The organism is Cupriavidus phytohabitans, from assembly GCF_017815025.1.
GTDB lineage: Bacteria > Pseudomonadota > Gammaproteobacteria > Burkholderiales > Burkholderiaceae > Cupriavidus.
In genome coordinates this window covers 23,944-40,059 of sequence record NZ_JAGIQB010000058.1, presented here as the reverse complement: position 1 = coordinate 40,059, position 16,116 = coordinate 23,944, and the positions used below count along the sequence as shown (strand labels likewise).

At 59.2% G+C, this 16,116-nt stretch carries 17 protein-coding genes; 13 read left to right on the top strand and 4 right to left on the bottom strand.

All coding sequences use genetic code 11. From position 1 onward, the window contains the following. Positions 1-87 precede the first annotated feature (87 nt). From J8I34_RS28970 to J8I34_RS28935, 8 genes are all read left to right on the top strand, one after another. The gene (locus tag J8I34_RS28970; protein ID WP_209807636.1) at positions 88-1,503 is read left to right on the top strand and encodes an aldehyde dehydrogenase family protein; all 1,416 of its coding nucleotides are present in this window, start codon (positions 88-90) and stop codon (positions 1,501-1,503) included. Between the two features lie 128 nt (positions 1,504-1,631). Continuing rightward, a complete protein-coding gene (locus J8I34_RS28965) occupies positions 1,632-2,567 on the top strand; it encodes a branched-chain amino acid ABC transporter permease (protein ID WP_209807632.1) in 936 nt (311 codons plus the stop codon). A 13-nt stretch (positions 2,568-2,580) separates the two neighbouring features. Next, complete coding sequence (locus J8I34_RS28960) at positions 2,581-3,738, top strand: ABC transporter permease subunit (protein ID WP_209807635.1); 1,158 nt, start codon at positions 2,581-2,583, stop codon at positions 3,736-3,738. 16 nt (positions 3,739-3,754) lie between these two features. Continuing rightward, a complete protein-coding gene (locus J8I34_RS28955; RefSeq protein ID WP_209807631.1) occupies positions 3,755-4,531 on the top strand; it encodes an ABC transporter ATP-binding protein in 777 nt (258 codons plus the stop codon). Between the two features lie 14 nt (positions 4,532-4,545). Beyond that, positions 4,546-5,262: an ABC transporter ATP-binding protein gene (locus J8I34_RS28950; RefSeq protein ID WP_209807630.1), complete on the top strand. Its 717-nt coding sequence runs from the start codon at positions 4,546-4,548 to the stop codon at positions 5,260-5,262. Between the two features lie 84 nt (positions 5,263-5,346). After that, positions 5,347-6,315 carry a tripartite tricarboxylate transporter substrate binding protein gene (locus tag J8I34_RS28945; protein ID WP_209807629.1) on the top strand — a complete coding sequence of 323 codons (969 nt, stop codon included), beginning with the start codon at positions 5,347-5,349 and terminating at the stop codon, positions 6,313-6,315. A 121-nt stretch (positions 6,316-6,436) separates the two neighbouring features. Continuing rightward, complete coding sequence (locus J8I34_RS28940) at positions 6,437-7,468, top strand: proline racemase family protein (protein WP_209807628.1); 1,032 nt, start codon at positions 6,437-6,439, stop codon at positions 7,466-7,468. A gap of 98 nt (positions 7,469-7,566) precedes the next feature. After that, positions 7,567-8,688, top strand: coding sequence for a branched-chain amino acid ABC transporter substrate-binding protein (locus J8I34_RS28935; RefSeq protein ID WP_209807627.1), 1,122 nt, complete (start codon positions 7,567-7,569; stop codon positions 8,686-8,688). A gap of 136 nt (positions 8,689-8,824) precedes the next feature. Here J8I34_RS28935 and J8I34_RS28930 read toward each other — a convergent pair whose 3' ends face one another. From J8I34_RS28930 to J8I34_RS34930, 3 genes are all read right to left on the bottom strand, one after another. Continuing rightward, a complete protein-coding gene (locus tag J8I34_RS28930) occupies positions 8,825-9,244 on the bottom strand; it encodes a type II toxin-antitoxin system VapC family toxin (RefSeq protein ID WP_209807626.1) in 420 nt (139 codons plus the stop codon). After that, positions 9,241-9,495, bottom strand: coding sequence for a FitA-like ribbon-helix-helix domain-containing protein (locus J8I34_RS28925; protein ID WP_209807625.1), 255 nt, complete (start codon positions 9,493-9,495; stop codon positions 9,241-9,243). The genes J8I34_RS28930 and J8I34_RS28925 overlap by 4 nt, the downstream gene beginning before the upstream one ends. Before the next feature lie 110 nt (positions 9,496-9,605). Beyond that, entirely contained in the window at positions 9,606-9,911 is a 306-nt protein-coding gene (locus tag J8I34_RS34930) for a transposase family protein (protein ID WP_245176220.1), read from the bottom strand. Between the two features lie 775 nt (positions 9,912-10,686). Between J8I34_RS34930 and J8I34_RS28915 the strand changes: the two genes are divergently transcribed. From J8I34_RS28915 to J8I34_RS28895, 5 genes are all read left to right on the top strand, one after another. After that, complete coding sequence (locus J8I34_RS28915; RefSeq protein WP_209807637.1) at positions 10,687-10,941, top strand: hypothetical protein; 255 nt, start codon at positions 10,687-10,689, stop codon at positions 10,939-10,941. Between the two features lie 10 nt (positions 10,942-10,951). Next, positions 10,952-12,541, top strand: a complete 1,590-nt coding sequence (locus tag J8I34_RS28910; RefSeq protein WP_209807623.1) for a GMC family oxidoreductase — start codon at positions 10,952-10,954, stop codon at positions 12,539-12,541. Between the two features lie 201 nt (positions 12,542-12,742). Next, positions 12,743-13,270: a cupin domain-containing protein gene (locus J8I34_RS28905; RefSeq protein ID WP_209807622.1), complete on the top strand. Its 528-nt coding sequence runs from the start codon at positions 12,743-12,745 to the stop codon at positions 13,268-13,270. Between the two features lie 284 nt (positions 13,271-13,554). Beyond that, positions 13,555-13,950 carry a hypothetical protein gene (locus tag J8I34_RS28900; protein ID WP_371748161.1) on the top strand — a complete coding sequence of 132 codons (396 nt, stop codon included), beginning with the start codon at positions 13,555-13,557 and terminating at the stop codon, positions 13,948-13,950. A gap of 130 nt (positions 13,951-14,080) precedes the next feature. Continuing rightward, on the top strand, positions 14,081-14,560 hold the full coding sequence (locus J8I34_RS28895; RefSeq protein ID WP_209807621.1) for a hypothetical protein: 480 nt from the start codon (positions 14,081-14,083) through the stop codon (positions 14,558-14,560). Between the two features lie 1,177 nt (positions 14,561-15,737). On the opposite strand, the gene J8I34_RS28890 is transcribed toward J8I34_RS28895, so the two are convergent. Next, entirely contained in the window at positions 15,738-16,067 is a 330-nt protein-coding gene (locus tag J8I34_RS28890) for a hypothetical protein (RefSeq protein WP_245176213.1), read from the bottom strand. Positions 16,068-16,116 lie beyond the last annotated feature (49 nt).

Genomic DNA, 16,116 nt, shown 5'->3' with positions numbered 1-16,116 from the left:
CGTCATGCAGCTTTCGTGATCCTCATTTAACGTCTCTGCCGCCCTTCCGTTGGCAGAGGTTTTTCAGACCATCCCTATCAGCACTTCATCGGCGGCGAATGGATCTCCAGCTCCCGCGCATTGCCGAACATTAACCCTTCGGACACCAATGACGTGATCGGAGAGTTCGCCGAGGCCGATGCTGCCCTCGCCCTTTCCGCCATTCAGGCCGCGCGCCAAGCATTCCGCGAATGGTCGCGATCGTCGCCCCAGCAGCGCTTTGATGTGCTCGATGCGGCCGGTGCAGCGCTCTTGGCTCGCAAGGACGAACTCGGGCAGCTGCTCGCGCGCGAGGAAGGCAAGATCCCTGCGGAGGCGATCGGTGAAGTTACCCGCGCCGGCCAGATTTTCAAGTTCTTCGCTGCCGAGGCGCTGCGTGTGGGCGGCGAAATCGTGCCCTCTGTCCGGCCAGGCATGTCGGTGGAGGTCACGCGGGAGCCCGTTGGGGTCATTGGCTTGATCACCCCCTGGAATTTCCCTATCGCCATTCCGGCCTGGAAGATCGCTCCGGCGCTGGCCTATGGCAATACCGTGGTGCTCAAGCCGGCCGAAATGGTGCCAGCATGCGCCTGGGAGATTGCCAAAATCCTGGAGCAGGCCGGCCTGCCCGCCGGCGTCTTCAATCTAGTGATGGGCAAGGGGTCGGTGGTGGGCGAAGCGTTGGTGAGCTCGGCTGATGTCGACGCCATCAGCTTCACCGGCTCGGTTTCGACTGGCCGGGCCATTGGTGCACGCTGTTTTGCCAGCGGGAAGAAATTCCAGCTCGAGATGGGCGGCAAGAATCCCATGGTGATCCTGGACGATGCCGATCTCGACAATGCCATTGCGGTGACCCTTAACGGCTCCTTCTTCTCGACGGGCCAGCGTTGCACGGCGTCGTCACGCCTCATCGTCACCGCTGGCATCTATGACAAGTTCACCGAAGGGCTACTTGCACAGATGCAGGCTCTGCGCGTTGGTCACGCATTGGACGCCACCACCCAGATGGGGCCGGTAGTGGACGAGCGGCAGCTTGCGCAGAACCAGAAATACCTGCAGATCGCCAGGGACGAAGGCGCACAGGTTGTCGGCGGCGAGTTGCTCAAGCTACGAAGCCCCGGGTTCTATATGGCGCCGGCACTCGCGCTGGATACGGAGAACGCCATGCGGATCAATCGGGAAGAAGTGTTTGGTCCCGTGGCATCGGTCGTGAGGGCGAAGGATTACGGCGAAGCATTGGCCTTGGCAAACGATACGGACTTCGGCCTGTCCGCGGGAATCTGCACGACATCGCTCAAGTACGCCACGCACTTCAAGCGCAACGTCGAGGCCGGCATGGTGATGATCAACGCCCCTACTGCCGGGGTGGACTACCACGTCCCGTTTGGGGGGCGCAAGGGATCCAGCTTCGGGCCGCGGGAACAAGGGACCTACGCCCGCGAGTTCTACACATCGGTCAAGACGACTTACATCAATCCCCTGTAAGCGAGCGCGCCGAGGCGCTGAGATTCCAGATCAACGATCGCGGCGTCCATTTCCGTACTCGACAAACACTGGCCGCGGCTCAGGAGACAGCGCCGTTGCCAGCGTCTTCAGAAAGCAGAGGTACAACTATGGACATCTTTGTCCAACAGATAATCAATGGCCTGGTGCTAGGCAGCATCTATGCGCTGATCGCACTAGGCTACACCATGGTCTACGGCATTCTGGGAATCATCAACTTCGCCCACGGCGATGTGCTGATGATCGGCGCGCTGACCGCCTTATCCGCCATTCTGGGGCTGCAGACCTTCGCGCCAGGCCTGCCGGAATGGCTGACGCTTGTCATCGCTACCCTGATCGCGATGCCAGTCTGTGCAATCCTGTCGTACTCCATCGAACGGATCGCTTACCGGCCCTTGCGCAATGCGCCGCGGCTGGCTCCTCTAATCACCGCCATCGGCGTGTCCATCATTCTGCAGACGATGGGCATGCTGATTTGGTCGCGCAACCCACTGACCTTCCCGCAATTGCTGCCGTCGGAGCCGATCGATATCGGCGGGACCGGCGCCACCATCACCGGCAAGGAAATGGTCATCATCGGCATGGCCGTGATGGTCATGTCGGGCCTGCTCGCGCTGGTCAACCGCACCAAGCTCGGCCGGGCCATGCGCGCCACCGCCGAGAACCAGAAGGTGGCCGGCCTGATGGGCGTGAATCCCAATTTCGTCATTTCCGCCACGTTCATGATCGGCGCCACGCTGGCAGCGCTCGCCGGCGTGATGATGGCTACCAACTATGGCAATGCCCACTTCTACATGGGCTTCATCCCCGGCCTGAAGGCGTTCACCGCCGCGGTGCTTGGCGGTATCGGCAATCTGGCGGGCGCCATGGTCGGCGGCATGCTGCTGGGGCTGATCGAAGCGCTTGGCGCCGGCTATATCGGCGACCTCACGAACGGTGTGTTCGGCTCGAACTACCAGGACGTGTTCGCTTTCATCGTACTGATCGTCGTGCTCGTATTCCGGCCGTCCGGGATCATGGGTGAGCGTGTGGCAGACCGCGCCTGAGGAGACTGAATCCATGAATGCCCCAATTTCATCTACAGTCGCAGCGCCGGCGCCCTCCCGCGTGCCTGCTAAAACCTTCGCTGCGCTCCTTGCATTCCTTGCGCTTGCCTTGTGCGCACCGTTCCTTGTCCAGAGCTTCGGCGGAAACTACTGGGTCCGCGTGCTGGACTTCGCGCTGTTGTACATCATGCTGGCGCTCGGTCTGAACATTGTGGTGGGCTTTGCCGGCCTGCTGGACCTGGGCTATATCGCGTTCTATGCCGTGGGCGCCTACATGATGGCGCTGCTCGGCTCTCCGCATCTGGCCAGCCAATTCGAATGGATCCTGCAGCTCCTACCCAACGGACTGCACCTGTCGATGTGGTTCGTCTTGCCGCTGGCAATTCTGGTGGCTGCCACCTTCGGCGTGCTGCTGGGCGCGCCGACGCTCAAATTGCGCGGCGACTACCTCGCCATCGTGACGCTGGGCTTCGGCGAGATCATCCGCATTCTCATGAATAACCTGGACCGCCCGGTAAACATCACTAACGGGCCCAAGGGTATCTCAGGCGTCGATCCCGTGCACATTCTCGGATTCGATTTCTCCAAATCCCATACCGTCTTCGGTATCGAGCTGTCGTCTGTATTCATGTACTACTACCTGCTGGTGTTCCTTGTCATCGGGATCGTATTCGTGTGCCTGCGGCTGCAGAACTCGCGCATCGGTCGCGCCTGGGTCGCTATCCGCGAAGACGAAATTGCCGCCAAGGCGATGGGCATCAACACCCGAAACATGAAGCTGCTGGCCTTTGCCATGGGGGCCTCGTTCGGCGGCGCGTCGGGCGCGGTCTTTGGCGCATTCCAGGGCTTTGTCTCGCCGGAATCGTTCACGCTGTGGGAGTCGATCTACATCCTCGCCATCGTCGTGCTTGGTGGCATGGGTCATATCCCGGGCGTGATCCTGGGCGGCGTCCTGCTGGTCGGCTTCCAGGAATTGCTGCGCGTCGTAGCCGAACCGATCCAGCATGGCCTGTTCGGCCACGTCGTAGTGGACGCAGAAGTGCTGCGCCAGTTGCTGTTCGGTCTGGCACTGGTTGCCGTGATGCTGTATCGCCCTGCGGGTCTATGGCCATCGCCGCGCAAGGAAGACCGCCCGGTGGTGCGCCGTGCTGGCAGCGTTGGACGTTTCTGAACCGGGGTGACACATCATGAGCAAATCCGAATTTCTCTTGTCAGTACAGGGAGTGAACAAGCGCTTCGGTGGCCTGCAGGCACTGTCCGAAGTCGGCCTGCAGATAAAGCCGGGGGAGATTTATGGCCTGATCGGCCCTAACGGCGCCGGTAAGACCACGTTCTTCAATGTGATCACCGGCCTGTACACGCCCGATTCCGGCGACTTCATGCTCGCGGGCAGCCCCTACCGCCCGACTGCCGTGCACGAAGTGGCCAGGACCGGCATCGCGCGTACGTTCCAGAACATCCGCCTGTTCGGCGACATGACGGCGCTTGAGAACGTGATGGTAGGCCGCCACGTGCGCACCGGAGCCGGAGTCTTCGGCGCGATCCTGCGCCCCGCTTCGGTACGCCGAGAAGAAGCCGGCATCGAGGACATAGCGCACGCCTTGCTGGACTACGTGGGCATTGGCAAGTATGCCAATTTCACGTCTCGCAACCTGTCGTACGGTCACCAGCGTCGGCTTGAGATCGCCCGGGCGCTGGCCACGGAGCCGAAGCTGCTGGCACTGGACGAGCCGGCAGCAGGCATGAACGCGACCGAAAAGGTGGAACTGCGCGGCCTGCTGGAAAAAATTCGCAACGATGGCAAGACCATCCTGCTGATCGAGCATGACGTCAAGATGATGATGGGTCTGTGTAGCCGGATCTCGGTCCTTGACTACGGCAAGGTCATCGCCCATGGCCTTCCCAACGAAGTACAGAGCAACCCTGCCGTGATCGAGGCCTACCTCGGCACGTCGGCGCACTAACGCGGGAGGACCAGATGAAACAGACAATCCTGAAGATTTCCGGTCTCAAGGTTGCGTATGGCGGCATCCAGGCCGTCAAGGGCGTGGACCTCGAAATTCGCGAAGGCGAGTTGGTCACGCTAATTGGCGCCAACGGCGCCGGCAAGACCACCACCATGAAGGCAATCACGGGCCTGCAAGGTTGGGCCGGCGGCGACGTGCAGTATCTGGGCAAGTCGATCAAGGGCGTGCCGAGCTTTTTGCTGTTGAAGCAAGGGCTGGCGATGGTGCCGGAAGGCCGCGGTGTGTTCGCGCGCATGACGATCACCGAGAATCTGCAGATGGGCGCTTACACGCGCAGCGACGAGGCGGGTATCAAGTCCGACATCGAACGCATGTTCGAGACCTTTCCTCGCCTAAAGGAACGTGCCAGCCAACTGGCCGGCACGATGTCGGGTGGCGAGCAGCAGATGCTCGCCATGGCTCGTGCGCTGATGAGCCAGCCCAAGTTGCTACTGCTGGACGAGCCCTCGATGGGTCTTTCACCCATCATGGTCGACAAGATCTTCGAAGTGGTGCGTACCGTATCGAGCCAGGGCGTAACCGTGCTGCTGGTCGAGCAGAACGCCCGCCTGGCGCTGCAGGCGGCGCACCGTGGCTACGTGATGGAGTCCGGCCTGATCACCATGAGCGGCGACGCCCGACAGATGCTCGATGACCCGAAGGTTCGCGCAGCATACCTAGGCGAATAGATCTCACAGTTTTGACTCCTCGCTCGGTTGGCGCCAAAGCGGGGAGGATCATTACGGCGCCTTCCTGCTATGGGGAGTAACGACATGAATTTCACTAAAGCGCTCGCTTTCTTCGGCCTTGGCGCATGCATGGTCTCCTCGACCATGCATGCGGCGCTGGCCGCCGATCCCTATCCTGTTCGCCCCATCGAACTGATGGTCGCTTATCAGGCTGGGGGGGGCACTGACAATATGGCTCGCTCAATCGCTGACGCGGCCCGTAATCTGCTTCCACAGCCGATCGTGGTCGTGAACAAGCCGGGAGCCAGCGGTTCAATCGGGTGGGCCTATGTTGCCAACGGCCAACCCGATGGCTACCGCGTGGCCATGATTACACCGGAACTGCTTGTAGTGCCGTTGATGGGAATCGGGAAGACGACTCCCCAGGATTTCCAGCCAGTGGCACGCTTCACTGACGATCCCTCGTCTATTACAGTCCGCGCCGATGCGCCTTGGAAGAGCGTCGAGGAGTTTCTTGCGTATGCCAAGGCAAATCCAGGAAAGGCGACGATCTCGAACGCTGGAAGTGGGACCATCCCGCACATCGCTGCCGCCGCATTGGGCGAGAAAGCACGCGCTACATTCAACCATGTGCCGTACCAGGGTTCCGCACCGGCGATCATGGGCCTCCTCTCAGGTGATGTGGACGCGACCGCCGTGGCCTATGCGGAACTGCGCCAGCACGTCGAGGCCGGAAAGCTCAGGACGCTCGCAGTGATGGCGGACAAGCGCGTCGCCACTCTGCCTAATGTCCCCACGTTCAAGGAACGTGGCATGGACCTTCAGTACAGCGTGTGGCGTGGCATTGCGCTGCCAAAATCAGCACCGCCCGATGTGGTAGCCAAGCTACGTGAAGCAGCCAAGAAGATTGCTGAGACGCCCTCGTTCAAAGAGACGGTCCAGAAGCAAAACCTGACCATGGCCTACGCGGATATGCCGGAGTTTTCCGCGGCCATTGTCAAGCAAAGCGACAACTTCAAGAAGCTGATGCCCACACTAAAACTCAAGGAGTAGACCTGGTGGTAGCAACCACGGCTGCCCATGCAATTGACCTGTCCTACCGGTATCGGTAGGCAGAACGGGGCAAACGCGCGGTGGCGGCCGCTTTTGAAGCCTAAATATTGCAGAGATCGAAATGAAGCTGAATCAAGTCATCACCGTCGTTGGCGCGCATGCTGAAGGCGAGGTCGGCCGTGTCATCACCGGGGGCATCATCGCGCCTCGGGGTAGCAACATGTTCGAGAGGCAGCAGGCCTTCATTGCACAACAGGACTGGGTACGCGGACTTCTGCTGTCCGATCCTCGCGGCAGCGTCAACGCGGCCGTCAATCTCATCACGCCCCCCATCGCGGACGAAGCCGATTTCGGCATGATCGTCATCGAATCGGATTACTACCCTCCCATGTCCGGCTCCAATCTAATTTGCACCGTCACCACTGCGCTGGAGACCGGTGTGGTTCCGATGAAGGAGCCCATTACCACCCTTTGCGTTGATACGCCGGCCGGCTTGGTTTATGTCGATGCTCAATGCAAGAATGGGAAGTGCCGCAGGGTTTCATTCCGGAATGTCCCTTCGTTTGTGATGCATCAGCAGAAAGCGGTTGATGTTTCGGGACTCGGCAGCATCGTAGTAGATGTGGCCTATGGGGGCATGATCTATGTCATCGTGGATGCGCAGGCCTTGGGCTTGACCCTGGAACGCAAGGAAGCGAAAACGCTCGTTGAACTCGGCGAACGTATCAAATTGGCCGCCGCTGCCCAGTTGCCGTCTGTTCACCCAGAAAATCCTGGCATTCATACTATCAACCAAACCTTGTTTGCGGGTCCCATCTCTGAGGTCGATGGCGTGAAAACCTCCAAGAATGCGGTGATCGTCTCGCCAGGCCGCCTTGACCGTTCCCCGTGCGGTACGGGAAGTTCCGCGCGCCTGGCCTTGCTTCACGCGCAAAACAAGCTGGCCATCGGCGAGCCGTTCCATCATCTCTCCATCCTGAACACATTGTTCGAATGCCGAATCGAAGGCGTCGGGGAGGTGGCCGGGGTGCCGTCAGTCACGCCAAATATTGCCGGTCGAGCCTGGCTTACGGGAGTGTCCTACTACGGTGTGGATCCGGAAGATCCGTTCCCCGAAGGCTATCGCCTTAATGACACCTGGTTCGAGTGCTGAGCTTGCGCTTCTAGTACTGAATTCCCCGGCAAAGTCATGCTTCGTCCTGCCATAGCCCGGTATCAACGTTCATCAAAGCAGTTTTGTAGGAGACCATCATGAAGACAAAGATCATCTCGCTCGCCACTATGTTCCTCGCGTCATATGCTGTCATGGCGTCAGCACAAGAAGTGGTGACCATCGGCCAATCCGGACCGCTAACGGGGCCGCAGGCTGTGAATGGAAAGGACAACGAAAACGGTGCACGTCTTGCCATTGAAGAGGTGAACAAGTCCGGCCTTACGGTCGCGGGTAAGAAGGTGACCTTCAAACTGCTCTCGGAAGACGATCAAGCCGACCCTCGCATCGGTGTGCAAGTGGCGCAGAAGTTTGTCGACGCTGGCGTCACCGCGGTGCTAGGTCCATACAACTCTGGTGTGGCAATTCCGGCGTCGCGTGTCTACAACAATGCGAACATACCGATCCTCACAAGTGCTTCGAATCCTTCGCTGACCAAGCAGGGTTTCAAGAACATCTTCCGTAACGGTGCCAGTGACGAGCAGCTCGGAGCCACGATGGCCGAGTTCGCTGCCAAAACGCTGAAGGCGAAGACCGCCGCGATCATTGACGATCGCAGCGCGTATGGCCAAGGGGTTGCCGAACAGTTTGCAAAGGTGGCGAAGGCCAATGGCATTCAAATCGTTAGAGAAGAATTCACGAGCGCTACCGCGATGGACTTTCTTGGCATCCTGACCAGCATCAAGGCCAAGAACCCGGATGTGATTTTCTTCGGAGGATACGCTCCTCAAGGTGCACCGCTGGCCAAACAAATGGTGCAGCGAGCACTGAAAGCCAGGCTGCTTGGCGGGGATGGCATCTGTTCAGCCGATATGGCGCGTGTGGCCGGCAGTGCAGCATCGATCGTCTACTGCGCACAGGGTGGATCGTCGCTGGACAAGACGGCCGAAGGCCAGGATTTCCTCAAGAAGTACAGGGCCGCGTATAACACTGATACGCAGGTCTACGCGGTGAGCTTCTACGACAGCGTCAAGCTGTTGGCAGATGCCATGGTGAAGGCGGGCACGACGACTGACAAAGCTAAGATTGTCGAGCAACTTGCCAAAGCCAACTACAAGGGCGTTGCTACGACGTACGCATTTGAGCGCGCGGGCGACCTTAAGGGAGCGCCTACCACGGTCTACGTATTCCAGAAGGGCTTGCCAGTTCCGTACGCGCCGTGACCGATTGGGTTGACTGCCAGCGAATATCTTGGTGCGGGCCGTCAGCCTCATGGGTGATCATTCAAAAGCCAGGCCAGCCTCTTGACGAAAGTGCAAGAGAAAGGCCCGGCCATCGTCCTTGGTGGCGAACCGGGAATTAATGGTGGTTCCAGGGGTTGATGACCGCAATACCCGCCGCCTCAAAGGGACTCGTATCGCGCGTGGCGACGACGAATTTTCTGGAAGCTGCAATGGCGCCAATATAGCCATCGGGTGTCGGGAATCCCTTGCCAGCCGCGCGTGCCTTCACCGCCAGCTCGGCATAGTGACGGGCCGCATCGGTATCGAACGACAACACACGGTCGTCGAACAGCTCGAGCAAACCCTCCAGGGCCTCGCCCAGTCCCTTCTTGCGCTTCCCATCTGGCAACGACCCGATGCCAAAGAGCAACTCAGCCAGCGTCACACTCGACAGATATAAGGTTTCGGCGACCTGCTCGTTCAACCATGAGAGTACGGCTCGATTAGGTTCCGGTCTCATCGCTTCTGAAACAACATTCGTATCTAAGACGATCATTCAAACCTCATCGGCTCCGCCGGCACCCCGTCGCGAATATTATCCAAGGCTTCAAAATCTTCGTTGGACAGTCCCACCCGTCGACCAAGCGCCGCCAAAGCGTCGCCCATGCGGACGCGCTTTTCCGACTTAACCGCATTCTCCAGAATCTCGCGGACCTCGGCCTCTGTGCTGCGGCCATGCTCAGCCGCTCGGAGGCGAAGCGCACGATGTACCTCATCTGGCACATTTCTAACTGTTAGGATCGCCATAGTCAAAATCCATCACTTGCTTTCAATGACTGCAAGTCTATGACATTGACAGCATGATTGCAAGACCGCCGCGTGGCACGCTGGTCAGGACAAGCCGGAGTGGACGGGACTCAGGCGAAGTTAGCGGCCTCCATGTTCCAGATCTTCTCGTCGTGCACGGAGCCTGGGTAGCTCTGGCTGACAGCCACAATCCGGCGATCCTTGTGCGTCACCACCTGGACCTTGGCGCGGCGATGGTGCTTATAGCCCGAGTAGGCTTTTGACTCGGTGCATGCCACTCTGATGCTCGTCGAATCTACGATGAGGGTCGACCGGGGGGGGGGCGTGCCAGCCAGCGCTAGGCTACAAAGCCCGTGCGCAACCCCGATAACGTAGCGGGAGATTGTCGTCGCGCTGAACCCGGTCAGTGCTTGCATCGCGCGCAGGCTTAGGTTGTTTCGCCATTTGACCATCGTGATGCAGATTGCCCGGAACGTATCGAGCCCGCGCGTTCTTCCGCGCCTATTCCCCGACCACTGCGGGCTGATGACCTCGCCGATCGCACCGCACAGTGTCGGTCGACCGTGGGAATGATTGCCCAACGCATCTGCGCGTCACCACATCCCCGCAAGCCGCGCCAAGGCGCCGCCCTTGCCCGCGCCGTCAATGCCAGGGCCCCCATGCCAAAGAACGCCTTGTTCAGAGTCGCGCTCCCTGTTGGACCGCGAGCCCGCGGCGGAAGCCAAGTTCCACGCCGGGGGTCGGCTGCCGTACATGCGGGATGCAGGGGGATCGTGGGTGAACGACATCATTGTCCCGGACTACGAGTGGAACGCTCACTACGAGTCGCCCGAGGACGTGCCGCCACCACGCATTGAAGTCGGACACGTAGAAGAAGTCCTCGTGCTCGCGTAAGGCGAATGCGCTCAGCGTCAACACGGAATCGTGCCGCTGCCGTTCGCAACCAACGTCTAGTCTCCCCACATGCCTTGGCTTTCCTCGCCATACAGCAGGTGATGGGAGTGAGCGATATTGCTTTCGTTCTCCGCGGCCAGTGGCAGCACACGATCATAAAAGAACCTCTTGCCCGTTTTAACTACGATTAATATACTCGTAGTTATGTGGCGTTTGTTGGGGCCGTCGAAGGGCCGCTACGCAAACCGTGCGTTTGGCCAGATGTCTGAAACCGAGGACTATTTAGGAGGAATCAATATGTCCAAGCAAATTCTTGTAGCGGGTGCCGGCTTTGCCGGCATGTGGAGCACTCCGGGTGCGGCCCGCCTGCTCGATGAAGTGGGGCGCACCGATGTGAAGATCGTGCTGTGGCTAAGCGATGATGATCTCTTGCCAGCACGCGCAAAGCATGGGCCGCTGCTCGGGCCACAACGCGGCAGCCAACCAAGTGAGCAGCGCCCCGATTCCCTACAGCCCAATTACGCGCATCTACAACGCACTGCCAACAAGTGAGCCCGTGATCATGAACCAAGACCATCTCGAAACAAGGCTGGCCTCTCTTGATGAAGGTACTTCTGTCAACCGCTTTGACTTCATCGTGTGCGGGGCTGGCACTGCCGGCTCCGTGGTCGCGGGACGCCTGGCCGAAAACCCGGAGGTCCGGGTCCTGCTCATTGAAGCCGGCGGCCACGACGAAGTGCCCGAGGTGCTGCAACCGGGGGACTGGCCGCTGAACCTTGGCAGTGAGCGCGACTGGAACTTCACTGGTGCCCCCAACCCGCACGTCAATAACCGGCAAATCCCGTTGAACATGGGTCGAGTCCTGGGCGGCGGTTCTAGCATCAACCTGATGGTGTGGGCGCGCGGTCATAAGAACGACTGGGAAGATTTTGCTGAGGAGAGCGGCAACCCGGCATGGAACTACGAGTCCGTTCTCAAGATTTACCGCCGCGTTGAGGACTACCAAGGCACGCCGGACGCCAAGCGTCGCGGTATTGGAGGCGTGGTGCATGTGAGCCCTGCTCGTGACGCTCAACCGGTGGCCAATGCCCTGATTAGCGCCGCGCACGAAATCGGTATCCCGACCTTCGACAATCCCAACGGAGAGATGATGGAAGGACGCGGTGGCGCCGCCATTAATGACCTCATCGTCAAGGATGGTCGACGCAACTCCATCTACCGCGCCTACGTGCACTCCCGCCGCGGCCAACGCAATCTGACTGTCCTGACGAATACGTTGGTCAGTCGCCTCGTGTTCGAGGGCAAGCGCGTCGTCGGGGTCGAGGCCGTCCGCAGTGGTCGCATCGAGCGGTTTACCGCTGATCGAGAGGTCGTCCTGTCGCTTGGAGCGGTCAACACTCCCAAGGTTCTCATGCAATCTGGCATTGGCTCCGAAAATGAGCTGCGCCCACACGGAATCCCTGTGGTGCAGCACCTGCCTGGCGTTGGTGCCAACCATCAGGACCACGTGTCATTCGCCGTTATCTTTGAGTACGAGAGCCCGCAACCGGTGGGCCACAGCGGCTCCGAAGCCACTCTCTACTGGAGCAGCAACAGCTCTCTTCGTCTTCCGGACATGTTCCACTGCCAAGCGGAGTTTCCCGTCCCGAGCGCCGAGAACGCATCGCTTGGCGTGCCCACGCACGGCTGGACGATGTTCGCCGGTCTCGCCCATCCCAAGAGCCGAGGCCGCATCACCCTCTCCGGCCCCAACGTGACCGATACCCCCATCATCCAACCGAACATGCTATCCCATCCGGACGACGTCCGTGGCGCACTCGAGAACATTCGACTCGTTCAAGACCTAGGCGCGCGAGCATCCTTCAAGGGGCTAGTGAAGGGCGAGAGCCTCCCCGGAAAGTTGGACGCGAAGGCGCTGGAAAGCTATGTCAGGAACGCCGCCGTAACTTACTGGCACCAGTCCTGCACTGCCAAGATGGGCCGCGACGGGATGTCTGTCGTAGACGGCAGCCTGAAGGTCTATGGGGTGCAAGGGCTCCGCGTGGCGGACGCCTCCGTCATGCCTCACGTCACCAGCGGCAACACGATGGCTCCTTGCGTGGTGATTGGTGAGCGCGCCGCCGAGGACATCCGCGCCACCTACGGCATCTGAGCGCCTGCGCCCCCGGGGGCTAGGGGAATGGCCCGCCAACCGCATCGCCGTCCACGATGTCGCGGTCACCATCGGTGGCGACAAGCGACTGTTCGACTATCGAAATTCTCAGCCGCTGCGCCGTCTTCGCAGATGATAGACACGCCTTTTGTCCGTCTCGCCCTACACCCCAATTTCAGATGTTAAAACGGAGTACCTAAATTGAATAAGTTGTCGCCCCAGCATCCCTCAGTGCGTGTATACAAGAAAATCGCCAACCCCGTGCTGGACGTTTTCGGTCCCACCATACAGTTCCTCACAACGCCAGACGAGACCGACGAATCACACTGCGTGATCCAAGGTGTAATTCCGCCCGGAGGCGTGGTGCCTCTGCACAGTCATACAGGCATTGAATGTTTCCTGATGTTGTCCGGAGAACAAGAGGTCCTGGTCGAGACGGACGGGACCTACAGGTGGACCCTGTGTTCGCCTGGCGATTTCATCCAGGTGCCAAGCGAAGCGAAACACGCCTTTCGGAACCTATCGGATAAGCCGGCGGTCTCCCTCGTCACCACGACGGCCGTGCTTGGTCGATTTTTTCAAGAGATAGGCCGCCCAGTCTCCGCGAATAATGAGCCGATGCCTCCAACGCCGGAAGCCATCCAGCACTTTATAGCAACAGCCATTCGTTCCGGCTACTGGCTGGCGACGCCACAGGAAAACGCTGCGGTCGGTCTGGGGCATCTATGAAAGAAAGGGTTCTGTCGCAATAAGAAGATAGCGCGAGCAAGCTCCGATACGATATGGACTGCTCATGCGACAAGGTAAGCCGCTGCGCGGCTACTATAACCGTCGGGCGTGGGTCAAGAACGTGCTTTTTTAGCGTTACACGGACGAGCCAAGTCGTCCTGCGATATGAGCCACGCCCACCCTTGCGACCATTCGAGCCCCTCGGCAATCCCAGCTGCTGAATCCGGCGACTGGGACGACAACGGCCGCATCGTCCTGGATCCCGATGAAGCGTCCGCGGCGCCGTGCAAACGGTGTTCCAACTCATTCAAGAGACCGGCAGCGCATACGCTTTCGTCAAGCGTTTTGTTGAAGAGGGCATGCGCTTTCCAGAGCGTGCCTATGGCGGCGCTTGGGCGGTCCGACTCATCTGGGGTCGCCTGAGCCACGGACGCGTACTCGGATTGATCCACAATCAGTCATATGCGGGCGCCTACGCCTTTTGGCGGTACCAGTATCGGCAACGACCACAGAAGAGGTCCATAAGCGAGTGCAGCCGGTACCCGAGGCGTGTCCATCTGCCCGATCATTACGAAGGGGATTTATCTCCCCGGAGGAATTCGAGTGCAATCAGGCGCGCCTGGCACGCACCCGTGCCAACGGCGAAGGTACCGTACTCAGCGGGGCGGCGTAGCGCGTGAAGGATTGGCGCTGCGCTTCATGTTCATCCCTTCGCGCTCGTGGTTTGTCAAGTAACGGCATTGTTCGAGTTTGTTCGACACGCTCCCTCACCGAGTGAATTCAAACGTAAGACTTCTAAAGGAAGATTTCATGCTCTCGTATCAGGCCCTTGATCGCATTGCTGACTCTCACAACCCGGTGCTCGGGGCAATCTGGATTGTGCTCGCGCTCATCCCGCTTCTTACGCGGCAATGGCGGTTAGCTAGCGCGCGTGCCGGTCTCGGTGTTGCCTGCCTACTCATTGCCTACGGATTCATGTGGATAGATGGCGCGCTCCATATTTGGAGCCGGGCCGGGCTGGACTACAGCACCCACACAGCGGTCGCAGTGGCGCTAATTGCCACTATCGGCGCCATTTCTTGCCGGGTGGGAGCTCTCGCGGTCGTAATGTTCTGCTTGTACGTTCCGCTCATGCTTCACCAGAGATACCACACCGTTGTTGATGTTGCGTCCACTGTGCTGGCAGTCGGCATCCCAGTTTTCCTGGCGGCCCACTTGGCATGTGGGGCGGTTTTCCGTGATCGTCGAGCGGTAGCAAAGGCAATGCTGATTAAGTCCTCTGATTCGTGAAGTCAATCGTCATCGCTGATTGCCTCGCACGCAGCTTTGACGGCGGCAGCCTTGCGCTGCCGCTGGCCGGCTATCGACCACCGACATGGAAGTCGACGTGGGTGCCAGGTGAATTCGCTGGAAGCTGCCTGCTTAAAGCGCCGGAAATGACCGAAATTCTGTCTACAGCCTTAATCCATTCGTACGTCACCCGGTTTCAATAAGCTCGCTGTTCATAACACAGGCGTTGGCTTGATCGAGCGCAATGGTGAAGCAGATGTGTGCGCCAATAGTTCAAATGTATCCCGAATTCAAACGCGGCAATCGGATGCATCGCCGGCACGAGTCGCCCGCGCAAGAGAGCTGGATGTTAGCGACCCCGACGGCCACCGGTCGTGATCGGCCGCCTTTGGCTGTCTGTCAGTCATGGCCCATCGTCTTACCGTCGGCTTCGATGAAGACTGACCTGATTGCTTGAGCGACTGCTCTACTCCGAAAGCTGTCGTAAAAGCATCCAACCATCGAATGACTGTAGTGGGTCGGGAAGAGTCAATGCCGGGCAGGAGCACCTACACCAGGCCGCACTTCGAAGTTGAATGAAAAGCCACGAAACGTGCGCCAAGGGGCGCCTACGGAGCAGTCCGGCTAATTTGCGCTACTTTTCACGTCAGTCCGGCTAATTCCGGTTCTGAGACAGCCGAGCCGCGACGGAATTAGCTGTTACGTCATTGATTTGTTGGGAGTCGCAGTCCGACGAATTTCGGTTCTTCACAGTAGGAAAGCGGAATTAGCCGGACTACAGACCGTTTCGCTGGACTGGAAATCCGGAATTAGCCGGACTGGCGTGAAATCCCGTGGCGCTGAGCCAAGACTGGACAGGCGCATTTGGCGAACCTAAGCATCGCAAGTGGTGGCATCAGGGGAGCAGGCCCCAATGGGATCTTCGACGTCAAAGCGTCGCTCCGCCCTAGTTCGCCAGGCATTGCGGTCACGGGCTCGAATAGCGAGGCTCTGTCTCGCAGCGGGATGTAACGCATGGCGCAGACCGGAACTGGTCCCTGTATTGAGGCCCGCTTCGCAGATTTTGAGCCATTCACTGCAACTTCCGGGCATCCGTTTTGGTCTTCATGCCCGTATAACGCACTACGCGCAATTTGGTGCACACGTTACACGTCTTCAATAGGATCGACGGACGAAGTCACCCATGCCGTATATAACCTTTGTAGCTCAGGAAAATGCCGAGAGTACCGATTATCATGGCCGCCACGATGGTTGAGGTCCGGCCGCTATAAATGATCGAACCTGCCGCGATCGCAACTTGCGGAAAAACAATTCGAATAATGCCACCGATTGTCAAAAGCCAGCCCAACACTGTAATGATCACACGCCAGTCCATATGCCATTGGTTGTGCAAATTTACGATAGCGAGGCCAGCGAGCATCGACAGCAACCCCGACAGATAGAACAGCATGCCAAAGTGCAGCGCCTCCGCGATCATGCTCTCATAGAAGCCAAGATTGACAAGCATGCCGACCGCGACCGAGACAAATGTCGGCCCTAGGAGTCTGGAGAGAAAT

Bases quoted from the DNA above. Each gene is read 5' to 3' on its own strand.
- J8I34_RS28965 (WP_209807632.1), top strand. From the start codon at position 1,632: ATGGACATCTTTGTCCAACAGATAATCAATGGCCTGGTGCTAGGCAGC.
- J8I34_RS28960 (WP_209807635.1), top strand. From the start codon at position 2,581: ATGAATGCCCCAATTTCATCTACAGTCGCAGCGCCGGCGCCCTCCCGC.
- J8I34_RS28955 (WP_209807631.1), top strand. From the start codon at position 3,755: ATGAGCAAATCCGAATTTCTCTTGTCAGTACAGGGAGTGAACAAGCGC.
- J8I34_RS28950 (WP_209807630.1), top strand. From the start codon at position 4,546: ATGAAACAGACAATCCTGAAGATTTCCGGTCTCAAGGTTGCGTATGGC.
- J8I34_RS28945 (WP_209807629.1), top strand. From the start codon at position 5,347: ATGAATTTCACTAAAGCGCTCGCTTTCTTCGGCCTTGGCGCATGCATG.
- J8I34_RS28940 (WP_209807628.1), top strand. From the start codon at position 6,437: ATGAAGCTGAATCAAGTCATCACCGTCGTTGGCGCGCATGCTGAAGGC.
- J8I34_RS28935 (WP_209807627.1), top strand. From the start codon at position 7,567: ATGAAGACAAAGATCATCTCGCTCGCCACTATGTTCCTCGCGTCATAT.
- J8I34_RS28930 (WP_209807626.1), bottom strand. From the start codon at position 9,244: ATGATCGTCTTAGATACGAATGTTGTTTCAGAAGCGATGAGACCGGAA.
- J8I34_RS28925 (WP_209807625.1), bottom strand. From the start codon at position 9,495: ATGGCGATCCTAACAGTTAGAAATGTGCCAGATGAGGTACATCGTGCG.
- J8I34_RS34930 (WP_245176220.1), bottom strand. From the start codon at position 9,911: ATGCAAGCACTGACCGGGTTCAGCGCGACGACAATCTCCCGCTACGTT.
- J8I34_RS28915 (WP_209807637.1), top strand. From the start codon at position 10,687: ATGTCCAAGCAAATTCTTGTAGCGGGTGCCGGCTTTGCCGGCATGTGG.
- J8I34_RS28910 (WP_209807623.1), top strand. From the start codon at position 10,952: ATGAACCAAGACCATCTCGAAACAAGGCTGGCCTCTCTTGATGAAGGT.
- J8I34_RS28895 (WP_209807621.1), top strand. From the start codon at position 14,081: ATGCTCTCGTATCAGGCCCTTGATCGCATTGCTGACTCTCACAACCCG.
- J8I34_RS28890 (WP_245176213.1), bottom strand. From the start codon at position 16,067: ATGCTTGTCAATCTTGGCTTCTATGAGAGCATGATCGCGGAGGCGCTG.